The sequence below is a fragment of the Paenibacillus sp. BR2-3 genome, from assembly GCF_046529485.1.
Classification (GTDB): Bacteria; Bacillota; Bacilli; order Paenibacillales; family Paenibacillaceae; genus Paenibacillus_AQ.
Map to the genome: position 1 here is coordinate 1,194,655 of NZ_CP126311.1, position 19,235 is coordinate 1,213,889.

At 48.8% G+C, this 19,235-nt stretch carries 20 protein-coding genes and 1 pseudogene; 12 read left to right on the forward strand and 9 right to left on the reverse strand.

What is annotated here, in order from left to right:
* The first annotated feature begins 107 nt into the window (after window positions 1–107).
* The 4 genes from PaeBR_RS05705 to PaeBR_RS05720 all read left to right on the forward strand — a co-directional run bounded on the left by PaeBR_RS05705 (window position 108) and on the right by PaeBR_RS05720 (window position 3,483).
* Entirely contained in the window at window positions 108–878 is a 771-nt protein-coding gene (locus PaeBR_RS05705) for an MBL fold metallo-hydrolase (RefSeq protein ID WP_410513908.1), read from the forward strand.
* A gap of 29 nt (window positions 879–907) precedes the next feature.
* A complete protein-coding gene (locus tag PaeBR_RS05710; protein WP_410515087.1) occupies window positions 908–1,477 on the forward strand; it encodes a GNAT family N-acetyltransferase in 570 nt (189 codons plus the stop codon).
* A gap of 855 nt (window positions 1,478–2,332) precedes the next feature.
* Window positions 2,333–2,611: a hypothetical protein gene (locus tag PaeBR_RS05715; RefSeq protein ID WP_410513909.1), complete on the forward strand. Its 279-nt coding sequence runs from the start codon at window positions 2,333–2,335 to the stop codon at window positions 2,609–2,611.
* Window positions 2,612–2,739: 128 nt separating this feature from the next.
* Complete coding sequence (locus PaeBR_RS05720) at window positions 2,740–3,483, forward strand: hypothetical protein (RefSeq protein WP_410513910.1); 744 nt, start codon at window positions 2,740–2,742, stop codon at window positions 3,481–3,483.
* Between the two features lie 99 nt (window positions 3,484–3,582).
* Here the strand turns inward: PaeBR_RS05720 and PaeBR_RS05725 are convergent, their stop codons facing one another.
* Both PaeBR_RS05725 and PaeBR_RS05730 read right to left on the reverse strand, forming a co-directional pair.
* The gene (locus tag PaeBR_RS05725) at window positions 3,583–4,395 is read right to left on the reverse strand and encodes a Cof-type HAD-IIB family hydrolase (RefSeq protein ID WP_410513911.1); all 813 of its coding nucleotides are present in this window, start codon (window positions 4,393–4,395) and stop codon (window positions 3,583–3,585) included.
* Between the two features lie 14 nt (window positions 4,396–4,409).
* On the reverse strand, window positions 4,410–5,351 hold the full coding sequence (locus PaeBR_RS05730; protein WP_410515088.1) for a DMT family transporter: 942 nt from the start codon (window positions 5,349–5,351) through the stop codon (window positions 4,410–4,412).
* Window positions 5,352–5,582: 231 nt separating this feature from the next.
* Between PaeBR_RS05730 and PaeBR_RS05735 the strand changes: the two genes are divergently transcribed.
* On the forward strand, window positions 5,583–6,296 hold the full coding sequence (locus tag PaeBR_RS05735; RefSeq protein WP_410513912.1) for a metal-dependent hydrolase: 714 nt from the start codon (window positions 5,583–5,585) through the stop codon (window positions 6,294–6,296).
* Between the two features lie 88 nt (window positions 6,297–6,384).
* On the opposite strand, the gene PaeBR_RS05740 is transcribed toward PaeBR_RS05735, so the two are convergent.
* The 3 genes from PaeBR_RS05740 to PaeBR_RS05750 all read right to left on the reverse strand — a co-directional run bounded on the left by PaeBR_RS05740 (window position 6,385) and on the right by PaeBR_RS05750 (window position 10,559).
* Window positions 6,385–7,386 carry a lipoate--protein ligase gene (locus tag PaeBR_RS05740; protein WP_410513913.1) on the reverse strand — a complete coding sequence of 334 codons (1,002 nt, stop codon included), beginning with the start codon at window positions 7,384–7,386 and terminating at the stop codon, window positions 6,385–6,387.
* Between the two features lie 181 nt (window positions 7,387–7,567).
* Complete coding sequence (locus PaeBR_RS05745) at window positions 7,568–9,256, reverse strand: methyl-accepting chemotaxis protein (RefSeq protein ID WP_410513914.1); 1,689 nt, start codon at window positions 9,254–9,256, stop codon at window positions 7,568–7,570.
* A gap of 208 nt (window positions 9,257–9,464) precedes the next feature.
* Window positions 9,465–10,559 carry a M24 family metallopeptidase gene (locus PaeBR_RS05750; protein ID WP_410513915.1) on the reverse strand — a complete coding sequence of 365 codons (1,095 nt, stop codon included), beginning with the start codon at window positions 10,557–10,559 and terminating at the stop codon, window positions 9,465–9,467.
* 243 nt (window positions 10,560–10,802) lie between these two features.
* On the opposite strand from PaeBR_RS05750, the gene PaeBR_RS05755 reads away from it, so the two are divergent.
* The 5 genes from PaeBR_RS05755 to PaeBR_RS05775 are packed head-to-tail and all read left to right on the forward strand — an operon-like array spanning window position 10,803 to window position 13,345.
* The gene (locus PaeBR_RS05755) at window positions 10,803–11,306 is read left to right on the forward strand and encodes a GNAT family N-acetyltransferase (protein WP_410513916.1); all 504 of its coding nucleotides are present in this window, start codon (window positions 10,803–10,805) and stop codon (window positions 11,304–11,306) included.
* 11 nt (window positions 11,307–11,317) lie between these two features.
* Window positions 11,318–11,578 carry a YqkE family protein gene (locus tag PaeBR_RS05760; protein ID WP_410513917.1) on the forward strand — a complete coding sequence of 87 codons (261 nt, stop codon included), beginning with the start codon at window positions 11,318–11,320 and terminating at the stop codon, window positions 11,576–11,578.
* A 54-nt stretch (window positions 11,579–11,632) separates the two neighbouring features.
* Complete coding sequence (locus PaeBR_RS05765) at window positions 11,633–12,139, forward strand: metallophosphoesterase family protein (RefSeq protein WP_410513918.1); 507 nt, start codon at window positions 11,633–11,635, stop codon at window positions 12,137–12,139.
* 16 nt (window positions 12,140–12,155) lie between these two features.
* Window positions 12,156–12,623 (forward strand): GNAT family N-acetyltransferase, encoded by a 468-nt coding sequence (locus tag PaeBR_RS05770; protein ID WP_410513919.1) that lies wholly within the window; start codon window positions 12,156–12,158, stop codon window positions 12,621–12,623.
* 11 nt (window positions 12,624–12,634) lie between these two features.
* Window positions 12,635–13,345: an HAD family hydrolase gene (locus tag PaeBR_RS05775; protein ID WP_410513920.1), complete on the forward strand. Its 711-nt coding sequence runs from the start codon at window positions 12,635–12,637 to the stop codon at window positions 13,343–13,345.
* Window positions 13,346–13,440: 95 nt separating this feature from the next.
* Here the strand turns inward: PaeBR_RS05775 and PaeBR_RS05780 are convergent, their stop codons facing one another.
* From PaeBR_RS05780 to PaeBR_RS05790, 3 genes and pseudogenes are all read right to left on the reverse strand, one after another.
* Window positions 13,441–13,833: an FAD:protein FMN transferase gene (locus PaeBR_RS05780; RefSeq protein ID WP_410513921.1), complete on the reverse strand. Its 393-nt coding sequence runs from the start codon at window positions 13,831–13,833 to the stop codon at window positions 13,441–13,443.
* Window positions 13,833–14,630: pseudogene (locus PaeBR_RS05785) on the reverse strand (FAD:protein FMN transferase); the annotation flags it as partial. The gene PaeBR_RS05780 and the pseudogene PaeBR_RS05785, both read right to left, overlap by 1 nt.
* A gap of 71 nt (window positions 14,631–14,701) precedes the next feature.
* Entirely contained in the window at window positions 14,702–15,634 is a 933-nt protein-coding gene (locus tag PaeBR_RS05790; RefSeq protein ID WP_410513922.1) for a glycosyltransferase family 2 protein, read from the reverse strand.
* A 172-nt stretch (window positions 15,635–15,806) separates the two neighbouring features.
* On the opposite strand from PaeBR_RS05790, the gene PaeBR_RS05795 reads away from it, so the two are divergent.
* Window positions 15,807–17,123 (forward strand): glycosyltransferase family 4 protein, encoded by a 1,317-nt coding sequence (locus PaeBR_RS05795; RefSeq protein WP_410513923.1) that lies wholly within the window; start codon window positions 15,807–15,809, stop codon window positions 17,121–17,123.
* A gap of 22 nt (window positions 17,124–17,145) precedes the next feature.
* Here the strand turns inward: PaeBR_RS05795 and PaeBR_RS05800 are convergent, their stop codons facing one another.
* On the reverse strand, window positions 17,146–18,321 hold the full coding sequence (locus tag PaeBR_RS05800; protein WP_410513924.1) for an MFS transporter: 1,176 nt from the start codon (window positions 18,319–18,321) through the stop codon (window positions 17,146–17,148).
* Window positions 18,322–18,505: 184 nt separating this feature from the next.
* On the opposite strand from PaeBR_RS05800, the gene PaeBR_RS05805 reads away from it, so the two are divergent.
* Window positions 18,506–19,228, forward strand: a complete 723-nt coding sequence (locus tag PaeBR_RS05805) for a DsbA family protein (protein WP_410513925.1) — start codon at window positions 18,506–18,508, stop codon at window positions 19,226–19,228.
* The last annotated feature ends 7 nt before the right edge of the window (window positions 19,229–19,235 follow it).

The window sequence follows — 19,235 nt, forward strand, 5'->3', positions numbered from 1 at the left end:
GGCAGCCTGCTTTTTGTATATACTTGGGGACGTGCAATCGTACATTCCCCTATTTTATAATGAGGTATGGACATCCGAGAGTGGAATGGAGGAGGAGAGAAAAGAGTATGGATACACTGGTTTTTTTAGGTACAGGCGATGCCATGGGCGTGCCCCGGGTCTATTGCAGCTGTGAAACCTGTACAGAAGCGAGAGTGGACGGAGACAATATACGGCTGCGCTCTTCCGTGCTAATAGATAACGGCAGTGATTTTCTCGTTATAGATTGCGGTCCGGATTGGCGGCGGCAAATGGAAGCGCAGGGGGTTCGCAATATGCGGAGACTGCTGGTCACGCATGCCCATTTTGACCATATTGGCGGGCTGCCGGAGTGGGCTGATGCTTGCCGCTGGATGGGGTATAAAGGAGAGATGTACGCCCCGGCAGAGGTCATTCCGATTATCGAGCGGCAATATCCGTGGCTTCGCAGCCACATTGCGATGATTCCCTGCGATGACGGCATTACACTCGATGGCTGGCAAATCAACACATGGAAAGTATGCCACGGCAAAAATGGATACTCCTACGCCTATCGGCTGGAAAAGGACGGCTATACGTGGGTCTACTGTCCGGACTCCATTTCGCTGAGTGAAGAGGAGACCAGACTGATGCAGGGAGCCGATTTGCTTGTGCTCGGGACAAGCTTTTATTATGAAGCGGCCGAGCTTTCCACACGCTCCGTGTACGATATGACGGAAGCCGCTGAGCTGCTGAAGGTGGTTAAGCCCCACCGGGCAGTGTACACTCATATGTCACATGATGTTGATGTGCGGAAGAGTTATATTTTACCGGAAAATGTAACGCTGGCCCGAACAGGAATGCGGCTAGTTTTAAAATAAAAATGGAGGGTTATATTGTGACGAATTCTATGGATCCGATTATGATCTCTTTTCCCGAAAGCTTTGAAACGGAGCGCCTGCTCATTCGTGCCCCGCAGTGGGGTGACGGTGCAATTATAAACGAAGCGATAGGCGAGAGTCAGAATGAGTTGAAGCCGTGGTTGCCTTTTGCCAAGGAGATGCCTACAATGGAGCAATCTGAAATCTTCACGCGCAAGGCCCTGGTGGAATTTCTGAAACGGTCTGATTTGCATCTGCAAATTTTCAACAAAAACACCGGGGCATTCATTGGCTGCAGCGGCCTGCACCGGATGGATTGGGACATTCGCAAATTTGAGATTGGATACTGGATCAGAAGCTCTTGTGCAGGCTATGGTTATATGACGGAAGCCGTTAACGGGATTACCGATTTTGCTATACATACGCTTGCGGCAAACCGCATCGAAATCCGCTGCAGCAGCAGGAATACCAAAAGTGCGGCGGTTGCCGAACGTGCGGGCTATACGCTGGAGGGGATTTTGCGGAGCAACAGCCGGGGAGAAGACGGGGAGCTGCACGACAGCAAGGTGTATGCCAAGGTGCGCGGGGTGGAATTTTAACAGAAGTTTACAAAAGGATACAGCACTATTATCTTCGAAACTGCTGATTAAAACGATCTTAGTGAACTAATTATGTGGGTTGGTTCACCTATTTCTATTCCTAATATGAAAATGGTGAAATTATGAAGTGGCTTGAAAATGGAAGCAATAGAAGAGGATCAATTTATTACTTCAGTCATTCGCCCAAGTTAGTAATCTCTATTTAATGGTGTATGACTATGAGGATCGTAAAGGAAAGCCTCTCTTTCGTGAAAACTATGATGGTATATTTGATATGATCTATATTCGTCGTTTGATCAAAGGAAATTCTCATCATCTGAGTGGCTTCCCACTTTTCATTGATTAGCTTTGTATTCGCCTGTAAATAAAAAGTTCAGTCCACAAAAGTTGAACTTAAGAATACCGGCTTAAAACCAAAATCAGCGTTTGACCGATCGTGGGTCTTCCGATACTGTTATAGGCGAAAACTATCGTATCTCCAGAATCCCGTAGGGCCCTCCGCTGTTTTGGGGCGTTATTGAATTAACGGGAATTTCTCCCACTAATGGTGACGTAACGCTTCCCCGAAGTGAATTAACGGGAATTTCTCCCACTAATGGTGCCGTAACGCTCCCTCGAAGTGAATTAACGGGAATTTCTCCCACTAATGGTGCCGTAATGCTCCTCCGAAGTGAATTAAAGGGAATTTTTCCCTCTAGTGTGAGTGTTCGCCATCCATTATGGGGGGCAATAATAAATTTAGTGGTATGATTTCCCTTTAAATCTCTTAAAAACAGTTTATTTCCTGAAGGGAGTTTTTCCTGCTAATGCTCATACGCCAAGATAAGGCCAGTAAACCAAAGAGCAAAGCTTGAGATGGAGCTGAAGGGTTACGCTGAACGGGGCAGAGGGACGGAACGATTGCCGAAAAGCGGCAGCAGTCGCATGGGTCTCCGGATATACACCGCTTCAGGTAAAAAGGCAGAAGTAACGAGGGGAATTTTGAAACTGAAGGAGCGATCGCGATCGCCCGAAAGCTTTCCGCAGGAAAGCTCGCTACGAAAGTATAGGGTGTCTCCGGATTTCAAACCCGGACAGCGGTACACTTCAAGAAATCTGGAGATTGGCAGCGGCCGGAAGTCCAACATTCACTGAGTTACAAGTAAAACCATTTTAGAAAATTCATAAGTTCAACTATAAAGAAACTATATTTGGAATTCCCCCGTCTAGGTAAGAAGGAGGAATGTTAAATGAATAGAGACGGGTTTTATCTGCGTTTTATAATGGCAGCTGTTATGGCGCTGTTGCTTTTGTCTGGATGCACTCTAGCGATTGATAAGGAGCAACCACTTAAAGACTCCGAATTGAATATCCCTAATAATAAACTTGGAGAACAAAAGTGCAGCAATATGGCAGAGATTGATTATGCTCCTGTAATGAAGTTTAAGGGTGTCACGTATAGTCAAAATTACAGGAGTGAGGTCGGTAATTTAGTAAAAGGAAAAAATATCGGCGAAATCCGTTACCGTATGTCTGGTAATGCTTGTTATGGTTACGTCATGCAGGATGGAGATGCTACGCTTCTGGAAGAAGGTACACAACTGTATGAGGTAAAAGGGTATGCTTCGTCCGCAAGGTTATGGGCCGGTGATCTCCTTTATGATGCGAAAGAAAATCCTTCAGCCCAATCGATTAATGATCTGCTTGATATTGCCGGTAAAATAACAGCGGTTCGTTTTGTTAGCGGAATGGACGGCACAACTCCTCTGAAGGACTTTACTCCGGAGGCAACTGCAGTGTTTGCCGAAGAATATCCTAAGCTGAACTATGTCCCGTTTAATAAGCTGTTCAAGGAGACAAAAGGCTGGGCAGGTGGAGACTACTGGATTCAAATTGAATTGAGTGATGGGTCCGCTAAGAAAATCATTTATAATATGAAGTTTGCTGCGTTCAACCCCGCGGGATATGCCACACCTGAACTGGCATCGCTTGTTGAAAAACAACGTAAACTCATGTATCCCAAGTAAATGAACTGCAGCTCGCTGTATAAACAAAACCAGTCCAACACTCTATCTAGTGTTTGGACTGGTTTTCGTTTTCTTAGAATGGAATTGCCTTAAACAACCTTAAGCTTGCTGCTCGGCATTCTCCAAAATAAACTTCTCAATGACATGTTTCACGCCATCTTCATTGTTACTCAGGGTGATGAAATCCGCAATCTCCTTCAGTGCAGGAATCGCATTCTCCATCGCTACGCCAAGACCGGCGGCTTCCAGCATCTCGTGGTCGTTCCAGGAGTCGCCGACAGCGATCGTCTCGGATAGGTCACAGCCGAAATGGGCGGACAGAAACTCCAGGGCAAGACCTTTGGTACCTTCATGATGCATGATCTCCAGGAAGTAGGGCTTGGATTTGGTGATGTGAACAGAGTCTCCCAGCAGCTCGCGGAGAATGGGCGCCAGTTCATCCAGGAATTCAGGCTCGTCGATGATAAGCATCTTGGGAGTCTTTTGCGGTACGAGCTTCTCCCAGTCCGGCTCGATATAATATTGGGTTTTGTTTAACTTCCCGTAGTCGACCAGCTTTTGGTTCTCTTCACGGGCGTACAGCTTGTCGTCAATGTACGTTTGCAGGTGAAGGTCGTGCTCTACACAATAGTTAAAAAGCTTGCGTACAGCATCCTGTGGCACATAACGCTCATAGAGTACTTTTTCATCCAGCAGGTTCTTAACGAGTGCGCCTTGGTACGTAATGATGGGTACGTTGAGTCCGGTCTGGCGGGCAATGGCCTGAGCAGAAGCATAAGCGCGGCCCGTAGCCAGTGTAACAACAACGCCTGCGGCAACGGCCTGTTCCAGAGCAGTTTGGGTGGCGGGGGTTACTTCCTTGTCATCATTAATCAATGTGTCGTCAATATCGATAGCAATCAGTTTGTACATGCAGGTTTCTCTCCTTATTTCTTTCTAAATGGACGATAGCTGAACAAATAATTCCTCTTAAAATGGCCCGGTTCAGGGGTAAGCTCCGCCATCAGCATCCCGGCCAGAATGCAAAGACAGCCCCAAAGTGCGGATACACCAAGTGTTTCCCCGCCAAAGGCTAAACCGGTCTGTGCGGCGAATACCGGCTCCATGGCATAAATGATGGCTACACGTGAAGGCGTAGTGTACTTCTGGCAGGCCGTCTGAATCCAGAAGGCAAATGCGCTGGTTGGACCAATGGAGATCAGCAGTGCCCACAATACATCCGGCTTCCCGATAAGTTCACCTGCCTGCGCCAGCGTTCCCGCGCCTTCGAAGATCAGAGACCCGGCGATACTGAGCAGGCCGACAACGGCAAGCTGCAAAGCTGCCAGCGGCAGCGCGGGATAACGGGGGGCATACACACCGGTATACGCAACCTGCAGCGCAAAAGCGACGGCACACAGCAGGATTAGTCCGTCCCCTTTATTCAGGGACATCGCAGTTCCGGTGAACGTGAGCAGATAAAGGCCGGCGGCTGCCAGCACCGCACTGAACCAGGTATAACGCGAGATAGAATGCTTCAATAGCGCCAGGGACAGGAATGGAACCAGCACCACTGACAGACCGGTAATAAATCCGGTATTGGAAGTCGTCGTATACAGCAGCCCGACTGTCTGGAAGCCATAGCCCATGAACAGGAACACACCCAGCAGCAGGGAGTGCCGTACCATGCTCCAGCTTAATTTCATCCATTCCCTGCGGTAGAAAGTAGCGGTTATCAAAGCCAGCAGCAGGGCAGCCCCCGTAAAACGGGTACTGTTAAAAGCGAGCGGCGGCAGCACCCGGACCGCACTCTGCACAATCAGAAACGTACATCCCCACATCATCGCTACCAGCAGCAGACTTAAATCGGCCATACGGGAGCGATTCACATCAGTCATCCTTTCTCTGGCATACACCTTCCTTCAAATTCAAGGCTGGCAAGGTCAAGTTGTCCAAATTGTATCTTAAAATCAGGTGGAGGACAAGCCAAAGCTGGGTGAAAATCCCGAATCCAAAAGGATTTCTATGATCAGGCTGGACAAAAAAGGAAGGTCTTGGTATACTTCGATAACCGCACATTTGTTCCTGTTTTTTCACATCCTAGAAAGGGGCGGTTCACCATGATGGGCAAATCCCATTTAATCATAAGCACCGGGGTTACCCTGTCAGTGATGAGTCTGCTGGGTCATGATATCACTATCCCTGTCATTGCCGTGGCGGGCTTAAGCTCACTGCTGCCTGACATTGACGAGCCAAATTCGCTGCTGGTACGCAAGGCGATTCCCGAATTTCTGCTCAGGGGACTCCAGATTGCCTTGATTGGGGCCGCAATTTATTTTTATTTTGCCGGTGTTGCTCCTTCTCCCTGGAATATCGTATTGTCGCTGCTTGTTGGCAGTGTCTCTTTTCTGCCGGGCAGAAGGCTGCGGCATCTGGTCATGCTGCTGATTGCCTTAGGGCTGTTTGCGTTCGGGGACGCTTACGATCCGTGGAACTATATTGCAGCGTGCGTGCTTGCCATATCTGCGCTTGTCCCGCATCGCGGACTGACGCACACGCTCTACGGCGTTGTCGGCTGGAGTGCGCTTTTGTATTTTTCCTCCTTAGGCATGGTGGACGGTGACAGCTTATGGATTGCCGGTGGCATGTCCTATGCCCTCCATCTGTTGGCGGATTCCCTGACCCGGCACGGCATTACTCCCCTCCCGCCGCTTCCCTTCAAGCTACGCCTGAAGCTGATGAGTACAGGCACGAAGAAGGGGGGCGCCGTAGAGAGCCTATGCATTATGCTCACGCTGGCGCTGGTTGTCTATGTATTTGTGCTTTCATCATAATTTTTATCGAATAAAAAGGCTTCCTGCTGTTTGTCTCTACAGCGGAAAGCCTTTTTATGCGTAAATCTATTGTTACATCCTTAGGACGCTATTCCTCCAAAAAAATCAAACCAATGAAGTCCTCCGGCTCGATGCGGCCGAAGTAATGCTTCAAGTCCAATCCGCCCAGAGCTTGTCTGACCTCGGCCTGCTCATAGCGTTTGCCGCGCAGCGCATTTTCCACATCGGTTACGTCACCCACCCCGAAAAAGTCACCATAGATTTTGATATCCTGAATGCGTGCATCCTCAATATCCATGCGGATATCGATAATGCCTGCCGGGAATTTGCGCGCATGCTTAACATTGCTTTTCGGCGACTGGCCATAGTTCCAATCCCAATTCTTGTAATGCTCGTTGGAGATTTCGTTGATTTTATCCCAGTCTTTCTGTTCGAGCTTGTACTGCGGCACCTCGGAAGGCTCCAGGCCAAAGATCGAACGCAGCAGGCCGTCGCGGAATTCCTCAATTGTGAGATCGGTTCCGAGCAGCTCTTTAATGTTGGCTACGCGGCTGCGTACAGATTTGGTGCTCTTCGATTTGAACTTCTCCGGGTTGGCGTTGAGCGAAGCTTGTACATCATTCAGATTCAAATCGAACATGAGTGTGCCGTGGCTGAACATGCGTCCGCGTGTGGAGAACTGGGCGTTTCCGGAGATTTTCTGCTCACCGACCTGAAGATCATTGCGGCCGCTAAGCTCGGCGTTTACGCCCATACTCTGCAGGTAGTCGATTACCGGCTGCGTGAATTTCAGAAAGTTATGGAACGATTGTCCGTCGTCTTTAGTGATGAAGCTGAAGTTGAGATTTCCGAGATCATGATATACGGCACCGCCGCCGGACAAACGCCGCACGACCTGGATATTGTTAGTTTTGACATACTCCTGATTAATCTCTTCAATTGTATTCTGATGCTTGCCGATAATGATGGACGGACTGTTGATATAAAAGAGCAGATAGCTTTCGTCCATAGGCAAGTGCTTAAGCGCATACTCTTCAATCGCCAGATTGACAGATGCGTCCGTAATCCCTGTGTTATCAATGAAAATCATAGTAAGTTCCTCCGTTGCAGCATGATTGAATACAGCATTTATTGTAAACCAAAAGGCTTGAATTAACAAAAGCAGGAAAGAGTTCACGCCGGATGCTCGTGAGCGCCGGGATATACCGGGAAGGCAGCAAAAAGGGCTATTTCCAGGTTCCGTTTCAGATCCTGGGAATAGCCCCCGTTTGTTATATTTTAAACTGCTGTACGGCTTCCTGCAGCTTCACCGCCTGCTCATGCAGATGATCTACGGTTAATGCATGGCCTTCCAGTTCTGCTTGCTGCCGGGCATAGTTCTCACCTAATGACTCCGCACTGGCTTGAGACCTGGCGGTAATTTGTGCGGTTTCTTCAACAGAGGCGCTAACCTCTTCGGTGCCAGCCGAGATCTCTTCGGTGGCCGCAGATACGGATTGAACACTATTGCTAATGCTCTGTATTAGAACCAGCAGATGATTAAAAGCCTCACCGGCTTCCCGCACCTTGCCGACCCCTGAAGCAACCTCGGAATTCACGTGGTTCATTTCTGCAACGGAACGGTTCATGTCCTGCTGCAGACTCAGCAGAAAGTCACGGATTTGCTCGGTAGCGTTACGGGATTGCTCGGACAGCTTGCGGACCTCTCCTGCCACAACGGCAAAGCCGCGACCGTGTTCTCCGGCGCGTGCCGCTTCGATTGAGGCGTTCAGCGACAGCATTTGAATCTGTTTCGTTATTTCAGTTATCCCCTGAACGACCTCACCGATCCTAAGTGAGCGCTCATTCATAATCTGGAATTGCTGCAGGGATTGTTCGGAAGCCTGCTCGACCTGGCGCATTTGCTGCACGGCGTTTTGGGCGATATCATTTCCGCCTTCGGCTTTTTCGGAAGCTTCATGAATTTGCTCGGTGACTTCACCCGCAGCGGACGCAATATGCTGAATGCCTATATTGATCTCTTCCATAGCCCGGGAATTATCCAGCACGCTGTCAGCGATGGTACGGCTGCCTTTGCCGATTTCCTCAACGGACAAGGAAGAACGGCCCGCCATTTCATTCAGGGTATCCACCCGCACTTTTAAATCGTTCGAATCGGATACTACGGTATCGGAGGTGCTCAGAACCTGTCCTATCATATCCTTGAGGCGGAGAGTCATGGTCTGGAAGCTTTCCGAGAGCTGCCCAACCTCATCTTTACCTTTAATTGTTAATTTCTGTGTGAAATCACCCTCTGCCAACCGGTTACTGTATGTAGCGAGCTGTGTAAGGGGTTTTGTAATCCGGCGGCTCATAAACCAGGCCGAGCTTAACCCAATAATCATCGATAAAAGAGTAATTCCAGCGCTTGTCCAAAGAATGCTGTTCATTTTGTCCTGAATAAAGCCCACATCGGCACTTACACCAACTACGAGTGTGCTGCCAGGTATTCCGACATATGATGTTTTATGTACGCCATGACTGTCACTATAAATTTCGCTCAGCCCGCTCTTTCCCTTGGAGGCTTGCTCCATAGCCGGCTGCACTTCAATCACTTTCTTAGCCTTAAGCTTGGAACCGTGATCTGCGGTAATAACAGTAGCCTTGCCCTCTTTCAGATCAGCGAGAAAGATCGTTTCTACATCGAACTGCTTTCTCTTCTCCTGAAAGTAAAACTCAACATTCATCGCTGCCTGCTCGCTATTGTTGCTTGCTTGCTGGGCATGGGTAGTATTGAGATTCTTACTTATGTCCTGGCCGGAAGATGTCAACAGCTTATTGATTTGCGGCATCACATAGCTGTCAAATGTACTGACGGATATAAAGTAAAAGCTGATACTTAACAAAAGCGACGTGAGCAAAAGTACAACAAACAACAAACGCGTAAATCTTTGGCTAATGGAATGCCTGATCCGAAACATAATGTTCTCTCCTTTTCTGTACTATTCTATAGAATTAACCCCCGGTTGAATAGTGAAAATGTGGAATTTCGATGTAAAATTTCAGTAAGGTATGATTTATTGTCATTTATTTTCGCAATTTTCGAAACGTTTACAAATAAAGGAAAAGAAAAGACAAGCCAGGATAATCCCCTTGGCCTGCCGTTTGTTGTAATCCGTTGCTATTCTCCTACAGTTGAAGTACGCTTAGTGCTTTCGGAAAGCTCGTGAGTGTCTGCGGACCGTGTTCGGTTACCCATACATCGTCTTCAATACGGACACCGCCAAGTCCCGGCACATAAATACCCGGCTCGACTGTAAAAACATTCCCGATCTCGATCATGTCCTCGTTCAGGCCGTGAAGGGAGGGGTACTCATGGGTGTCCATGCCAAGTCCGTGGCCAACACGGTGCATGAAATAAGGTCCGAACCCTGCAGCCTCGATCACTTCCCGTGCTGCCCGGTCGACTGCGCCGAATGTGGCACCCGGCTTGGAGGCAGCGATCCCGGCTTCGTTGGCCGCCAGCACGGTATTATAGACGGTTACCAGCTCGCTGTCCGCTTGTTCAACGGCAAAGGTGCGCGTAATGTCAGAAGCATAACCTCCGGCATACACCCCAAGATCGAACATGAGGAAGTCGCCCGGCTGTATAACCCGGTTGCCCGGCACACCGTGAGGCAGAGCAGTGTTAGGTCCTGAGAGCACCATCGTGTCGAAGGAAGGTCCGGAAGCGCCAACCTTTTTCATCAAATATTCAAGCTCAGCCACCAGCTCGATTTCGCTGACACCATTCTTTACATGCTCCAAACCACGCCGAAGCACTTCCTCTACAAGCTCCGCGGCATGCTTTATCCGGTCCACTTCTTCAGGTGTTTTCTTGGCCCGCATGCTGCGCAGCAGAGGACCGATGTCGCTGATTTTCTCCACAGGTACCGAATGAGACAGGAGTTCAAAACGGGCTACGGAGAAATGCTCCTTCTCAATCCCGAGGGTACCCAGCTTAACGCTGTTAAGCTGTTCCTTAAGGAGGTCGTAGGGATTATCCGTATCACTGTGTGTCAGGATAGACGGAACAGAAGAAGCCGCCTGGGCCGCCTCTCCATCCAGGGCCGGAACGATTAGCAAGGGCTCTTCTCCACGAACAAGCAGCAGTCCCAGAAACCGTTCATGCGGATTACTGGCGAACCCGGTCAGATAATATACATGCTTGGGATCTGTCACGAGCAGAGCGTCAAGCCCCTCGCCAGTCATCCCTTGCTCCAGACTTTTAAGCGCATGCTTCATTTTGGTTATTCCCCTTTTCCCGTCGCGTTAAAAACATGCAATATTCCCATTATAGAACATAATATGGCGGGGTGCACAGGGGAGGTGGGGCACTAAAAGCAGGCCACTTTTCGCTCAAGGGTGAAATCAGAGGCACTTTTACCAATTGACTGAATGGCAACAATGATTTACTTTGGACAAGTATAATAATTCTCTCACGGAGCTTATGATCATCCGCGGGAGCCTGATGGAGGAATGAAGAAGATGGAGTGGCAACAATACGTTATTGAAGATGCAGTATTAGGAGATTTGGCAGCGATTGTGGAAATTTACAACTCTACGATTGCAGGACGGGTCGTAACTGCTGATCTGGAACCTGTTAGCGTACAAGATAGAGAAGAATGGTTCCATGATCATAATAGCCATCACCGCCCGCTTTGGGTACTAAAAAATGATGGGGAAATTGCGGCCTGGCTCAGTTTTCAGTCGTTCTATGGCCGGCCGGCATATAATGGAACAGCAGAGATCAGTATTTACGTAAATGAGAAAGTTCGTGGCAGTGGAGCAGGCAGTATCCTGTTAACCAAAGCGCTGGAAGAATGTTCGCGGCTCGGCATCAAGAATCTGGTGGGCTTTGTATTCGGACATAACGAACCCAGCTTGGGGCTGCTGCAAAAATTCGGCTTTACCCGGTGGGGATTGCTGCCAGGGGTAGCCGTAATGGATGGTATAGAACGTGATCTGGTCATTATCGGCCTTAAATTATAGGGAGGTTAATCGTGGCAAAAAAGAAGAAAATGCCTAGCGCTCCGCGTACCCCTGCTGCGGACGCTCCGGCTACCCTGAAAGATATGCTGAGCCGTGAGGTTCTGGACAAGCTTAAGGCACAGATGGATGAAGTGAAAGCGGAGGAGAATAACCGCAAAGAGACTGCACGCAAGGCCGTGGAGGATCAGCGTAAGGCAGAGCAGAAGCGGCTGGAGAATGATTTTGCACATCTGCTCGAGAACAGCAACCAGGACTGGAACAAGTATAAGTAAGCTTTAATATGGTTCTGCTATAATGCTTGTATATCACGCAAGGAGCTGACGTCCATGAAAATTGGAGTTGTATCGGATACGCATATGACCAGAATGTCCAAAGCACTGCCGCAGGCGCTTACAGAGGAATTCCGAAAGGTTGACCTTATTCTTCATCTTGGTGACTGGGTCAGCATGGAAGTTTATAAGCAGCTGGCCGCGTTAGCCCCGGTAGAAGGGATTGCCGGGAATAATGACGGTGAGGAAATCATTCAGAGGTTCGGGGAACGCAAAATCATTGAGCTGGATGGAGTCCGCATAGGTATGGTTCACGGACATACACCCTATTCAGGCAAGGGAACGGACGGAAATGCATTGAAGGCTTTTTCCGATGTCCAGCTGAACTGCATTCTGTTCGGGCATTCGCATCAGCCTCTGATGAGGAACGAGAACGGTATTCTTTTATTTAATCCGGGCTCTCCGACCGATAAGCGGCGTGAACGATTGTATTCCTTCGGACTGATGGATATAGAGAACGGGATAATCAATGCCCGTCATGTATTTTACGATTCCAAAAAATAAAAGTGAGGCTCAAACGATGCAAAATTACGTGATCGAGCGGGGCAGTCTGGAGAATATGGAGCTGCTGGTTCCATTGTTTGACCAATATCGGGTATTCTATGGGCAAAGCTCCAACCCCGAGTCTGCGCGAAGCTTTTTGAGAGAGCGGCTAAGCAGGGACGAAAGTGTTGTTTATTTAGCTGTTGAAGGAGAAGGGGAAGCGAAACGCGCTGCCGGCTTTACTCAGCTGTATCCATCCTTTTCATCAGTTAGCATGCAGCGGTTGTGGATCCTGAACGATTTATTTGTAGCCTCTCCGTTCCGGGGTAAGGGTATAGGCTCTATGCTGCTGGAGACTGCCCGAGATTATGCCGTAACGACGGGGACTAAAGGCTTGTCACTGACAACCATGAAAGACAACACAACGGCACAGCGTTTGTATGAAGCGAGCGGATACGTCAAGGATGAGGAATTTTACAGCTATAATCTTTATTTCAAAAATTAAGGAGCAATTACGTGAAGAAGAGCCATAAGCTAGCTATTTTTTTTGATTTGGATGATACCCTTTACAATCATTTGGTTCCTTTCCGGGATGCCGTGCGGGTAGTGCTGAACCTGGATGAGAGCGTTCTGAACGTAGCTGATCTATTCCACAGGGTGAGACATCACAGCGATGTGCTCTGGCCCAAATATTTGCAGGGTGAGCTTGCGCTTGAGGAAACCCGGCTGATGCGGATGGAGCTGGCTTTTGCAGAGTATGATATGCACTTGGACCGGGATACGGCTGCACGGGTACAAGCGGCGTACATAAGCCGTCAGTATGCAATTGAGATGATTGAGGGTGTACTTCCCCAGCTTCAAAGGTTCATTTCCGGCGGTCATACGGTCGGGATTATTACAAACGGTCCTGAAGATCATCAAATGAAGAAAATACGCGCACTGGGTGTAGACAAGCTCATTCCAAGTGACCGGATTTTCATCTCTGATGCCGTCGGGATTGCCAAGCCGGATCCGGAAATCTTTGCCTATGTGAACCGGAGAACGGAGACAACGGCTGAGCAATGTTTATACGTAGGAGATACCTGGGCTAACGATGTGGTTGGGGCGCTGGAGGCAGGCTGGAAAGTATGCTGGTATAACCCCAGAGGGAGACAGCCGCTTACCGCCCATGAGCCGAGTTATACCTTTACCAATTATGAGGAGTTCAAAGAGCTTCCTATCCTGTGACGAAATCATTGCTCCAAAAGCAAGCGGGTGTCCCGTCAGCCATTTTCGGCTTATTGGACACCCGCTTTTTATATACTGCCTATTGAGATTAAAGATTAATTTCCAAAGCTATACGTAGGATCGGTCAGCTGCAATCTCTCTCTAATTCCTGATGTGGCATAAATCTTGTTGTCCTCGGTAATGAAGAAGGCCTCAATATTTTCGGGAAGCGATTCGAGATATTTCATACCGTCCTCCAGACCCATCAGGAATACGCCTGTAGATAAGGCATCCGCATCCGTAGCATTCGGACTCATGATTGTTATGCTCTTGAGCCCGTTCTGGGACGGGAATCCCGTGCGCGGATCAAGGATGTGATGGTAACGTACTCCATCCTGGATAAAGAAACGTTCATATACACCCGAAGCATCGATAACCTCATCACTGATTTTAATGGTACCCAGCTGGGTGCCCCGGCTTTTGTCGGGTCCTGCAGTCCAATATTCCACTGGGTGCCGCCCGGTTTAGTGCCCAGGGCAATAATACTGCTGCCGCCCAGGTTAATCATTGCGCTGTCCAGACCTTGCTCCTTCAGGTAGTCCAGCTATACGGTCGGCGGCATACCCTTTGCCGATTCCGCCAAATCAAGCACCATGCCTTCGTTGGCCAGTTTGATAGTCTTGGCTGCTTCATCAATAATAACATCCTTGTAATTGGTAAGTGCTTTGGCCTTATCGATATCGGCTTGTGGAGGAATATGGTCACCCCCGCTGCCGATATTCCAGAGATCTACGAGCGGACCGATGGTTGGATCGAACAAACCGTCCATTTCCTGTGCATACTTCAAGGATTGCTTCACAGCGTCCAGAGTATCGTCTGAAACAACAACAGCTTCTTTGCCTGCGGCCTGATTCACCGCATATACTTCGCCGCCTTCTTTGGTCCGGCTAAGCTCTATGTCCATTTTCTCCAGCATATGCTGGATATCATCCATATTTTTCTGGGCTACGGTATCTCCAAAAATCTTAATCGTGACGACCGTATCGTAAATGTAGAACGTCTGGGACATCGATTTGGTCCCGCCATCGGTGGATACTTGCGCACCGTTTGAAGCCTGCGAATCGTTGTTTCCCTTGTTGTTAAGAAACAGCCAAGCGCCGACAGCTACAGCAATGACGACGATCGCAGCGAGAATAAGCGTCGTTTTTTTTGTTCTTAAACATGTTTCAACATCCATAAAGTTAGTTTCTTTAATCACATCGTTACTATCATACCTCAGAAAAGGACAAGCGGATACTATATTCATGACAAATAAGACAACAAAAAACCGCCCCGTAATTAGAGCGGAGCAGCAAGGTTAATAGCGCTGGAGAACAGTTAATCCAGCATATACTCGTTGTATTTATTTTTACGGGGATTGAGCACGAACAGGATGCCCGAGGCATATCCGGATACGGCGTTGAAATTCCGTTTTAGTGTCTCTTTTCCAGTCAGATACGTTAGCGTCCATAGCAGGGCGGCGTAGTTTTTCACCGGAGCCTTGCGTAAATTAAGTAAATAATAATGATTAACCGCTGTAGCCCGGGCGACACGTCCAGCCTTGTCCCGGGAGCTTGGAGATTCGTGATGGGTGATGGTCATCTCCGGATTGATTACGAGCTTGCCATAACGGCTGGCTAAATGGCACATATAAATATCGTCGGCGACGGCATAGCTGGTCATCCAAGGATAAGGTTTCATATCTTTCAGCGCCTCCGTGCGGAACGACATGTTGCAGCCGTGGAAGAAATCCGTCTCGAAGATGTTCTTCGTCTCTCCCCATAGCAGCAGGGAGCCCGCAAGTGTGCTGGGCGAGAGCTTTCCCGGGGAGCTGGACATTTGGCAGGTAAGCCTGCCGAGCAGCTTGCCCGAAGGACTGCTGTTAAGGCCTTTGGCGATACCGCCAACCCCGACAATGCTTTTATCCATAGCATAGGTATCCAGCATTCGCCGGATATATAGAGGATCATCCAATTCGGCATCGTCGTCGAAGGAAAGCAGAATCTCCCCATCGATCAGACCGAGTGCTTCGTACCGGGATAACCAGACGCCGGGTTTTGTTTTCCTGTAATAACGCAGCTCAGCCTGTGGCAGTCTGGCCAGTATTATGCGGTATTGCTCCAGAACATCCTCCGGAATATCACCATCGTCCACGATGAGCAGCTCCATGGATATATCCTCCAGAGAGGTTTGATTACCTATGGATTGTATGCACAGCGTGAGGTCGTCAATCCGGTTCCGTGTTGGAATTACTATGGATAGATCATGCATGTCCCTGCCTCCTGCCGTTAATTAATACTCCGTTATTCCTGTTAGCCTAATTTTACTCCCCCCAAAGTAGTGCGTATATACCACTTTCGTTTACTTTTAATTACTTCTGCAGGGATTATAATGAAGCTAAAGCATCCGCTTTCAATCCATCTGGTACAAAGGAGGGTATGTCATGCACATCGGTATCTTTATGCATACCAATTACTTTGAAGATTTCTTTGTCAAGGGATTGGGTCTAAGTGAAGAGGAATATGTTAAATCCTATCACAATGATTTTTCTTTCGATTATGCGCGGCTTTTGCGCAAGGATGGAATTCGCACGACGATTTATAATTTTACGCAAAAGGGTGACGAAGTCCGGACCTATCAGCATGGTGTTGTGGATTGTACGGTGAAATTTATTCCGGTCAGCCGACTGTACAAGGCTTACTGCCGTATTCCCTTTTCGCACCGGACACCGGTAGGCAAGTTTATCTCACAGTATGTATCCACGATGCAGAACAGTCTCGGTGATATTTTGCAGGAGGACGGAATAGATCTGATATACAGCCAGGAATATGCTTCGGGACGTTTCGAACGGCTGGCCACTACAGCCAAACAGCTGAATATACCGATCATTGCCGCCTATCACGGGGGCAGTATTCATAAATGGATTATGCCAATCAAGAAACGCACGCTCCATAAGGCGGCTTTCCTTACCACCTTGAATGAGGACGAGCATCGCAGCATGGTTGCCCAGTTCCCGGAGATGGCCAATCGTATAATGCTAGTACCTAATTTTGTGAACTCGGCTATCTTTTACAGGCGGAATAAGGAGGAGGCGCGTGCGGCGCTTGGGCTGGACCCGGGAACCCGGTATATCATTACCGTAGGCCGTTTGTTTGAGCATCAGAAGGGTCATTCGCTTTTGGTAGAGGCGGTTGAATATTTAAAGGACCTGCCCCGGTTCAAAGTACTGATTGCCGGCAGCGGACCGGATGAGCAAAGCTTAAGGGAGCTGATCGCACAAAAAGGGCTGGAGGACCGAATAGTATTGCTCGGCTCCATCCGGGATAAGGATATGCTCGCCAACTACTATAATGCCTCTGAGCTATTCGTACTCCCGTCACGCTATGAAGGATTGCCGCTGGTTATACTGGAAGCCAGCGCCTGCGGCCTTCCGACAGTGGCTTTCAATGTTATGGGAGTAAGAGGACTGGTGCAGGATGGTGTGAATGGACTTCTGGCCGGGAATCCGGACCCGCGCGGGCTTGCTGCCGCGCTGCATAAGATGCTGAGCGCTCCGGAGATGTGCGCAGAAATGGGAGAGGCCGCCCATGAAATCGTCAGCTTGAACTATACGGAAGAGAGCACCAGCACGAAGCTGAATGGAATGTTTCGGGAAAGTATCGGACTGAAGTCCGCATTGGACTTGTTCCCTGATGAGGAAAGGGAGAGCGCAAAAGTTATAGAGATACCACTATTAAAAAAACGGCAGACTCACGGTTAACCCCGTGAATCTGCCGTTTTTTTTACTGCGCAGCCGATGCCGCCGCCCACTTTCGGATGGGCAGTACAGCAAGGGTGCTGAGGATCAGGCAGGCAGCTACAATATAGAAGGAATAATATACGCCAACACCGTCATTAGCGATGCCGATCAACAGATTTACCGCCATGGCAATCAGCGTTCCGCACATCAGAATAAGTCCGGTAACATAGGAGGCCCCTTCTTTAAACGTCCCGCGAATGGTGCTCATGAGTGTCGGGTAGATGATCGAGAAGAACAAGCCGGAAGCCGCGAATAGAATAAGGCCGTTCTCTCCCAAAGAAATGCCGGTCACACACAGGATCGATGCAATGGTTCCATAGATCAGGATGCTGCGGAAATACCCCAATCTGTCGGCAACAAACCCACCGAACAGCCTGCCGAAAGTCATCAGCCCAAAGAATAAAGTCATATACAGTGCCCTGCGCTCCGCATCCAAAGAAAACTCTTCACTCATATAATTGACGAACCAGTTGCCGATGCCATACTCGGCTGCCACGTAAAAGCCGATTGCTGCGATATAGAAATACAGCTGCTTGTTGCGGAGCAGCTCGCTTTTTTTATAGGACCCGCTCCCGGTTTGCGGTTTATAGGGAATTCGCAGGAACAGCAAGTAAATCAACAAGACCGCACAGCAGAGGAGCATAATAAGATAGAAGGTTTGCCAGCGTACGCCTTGTTTCAAAAGAGTTCCCGTTACCTGCTGCATCGTCGTATTTGCGGTTCCGTAGGAGAAGTTGACGAAGTTCATAAGTACAGCCGTTGAAGCCACGGTCAAGACAGGGCCAAGCGTATTCACCCCGACATTGAACATTGCGATCCCCATGTTTAGTATGGACAAGCCGATAATAAGAACCAGAAAGGATTTACAGGTCACTAGCAGAACCAGAGAGCCCATGGCGATGATGATGCCGAGCAGGATTATTTTTTTGTATCCGAACCTCTCGATGAGAATCCCGCCGATATATTGAAAAAGCGCATACATAAACAGGCAAGCCGTCAGCACATAACCGATCTGCGTATTGCTCACCCCGAAATCCTCTTTGAACAGGGGAACGAAGATGCCCTTGAAGTTGTCGCTCATCGCCACAATAACGTACATCAGCAGGAACAGCAGTACGATTGGCCAGTTTTTGTGCTGCTCTTGTGATTGGTCTTTCATGAATATCTCTCCCTATAAACTGCAATAGTAACGTTACTCGACTAAAATTACAGCATAATCGGAGAAAGATCAACGATTAAAAGCTGAAACATTTTCTGAGATTAAGTTTGTAAAATCATATGTTAAACTATATAATAGTAAGAAACACATTTTTAGTTATTGATAAATGGGAGGGTATTCTTTTATGAAAATAGATGTTTGGTCCGATTACGCCTGTCCGTTCTGTTATATTGGCAAAAGACGTCTGGAAAACGCGTTAAGCCAGTTCCCGCATCGTGACAAGGTTGAAGTTGTATTCCGCAGCTTTCAGTTGGATCCATCTGCCAAGGTGAATGGAAACAAGGATATTCATGATGTTCTGGCTGGAAAATACGGGATGTCCCGTGACAAGGCCAAGGAGATGAATGAGCAGGTAGGAGAGCAGGCTAGAGGAGTCGGACTGGATTTCCATTTCGACACCATGGTGCATACGAACACCTTTGACAGCCACCGTCTGAGCCACTATGCAAGCGGGCAGGGCAAAGGTGCGGAAATGTCGGAGCGGCTGCTGCGCGCATATTTCACGGACTCGCTGAATCTTGGAGAGCGCAGTGTACTGGTTTCGCTGGCTGCCGAGATGGGTTTGGATCAGGCTGAAACAGCGGCGATGCTGGAGTCTGATGCTTATATCCATGAGGTGAACGGAGATATTGAAGAGGGACAGCGGCTGGGAATTACCGGCGTACCTTTCTTTGTTATTAATAATAAATACGCGGTTTCAGGCGCACAGCCGGGTCCAGTATTTACCGAGGTGCTCGATACCGTATGGGCGGAGGAGCAGGAGGCTCCCGCTTTGCAGGTAGTGGGCAAGGGCCAATCACAGGGTTCTACCGATGATGGGTGCAGCGACGGCTCGTGCAGCATTTAACGTAAAC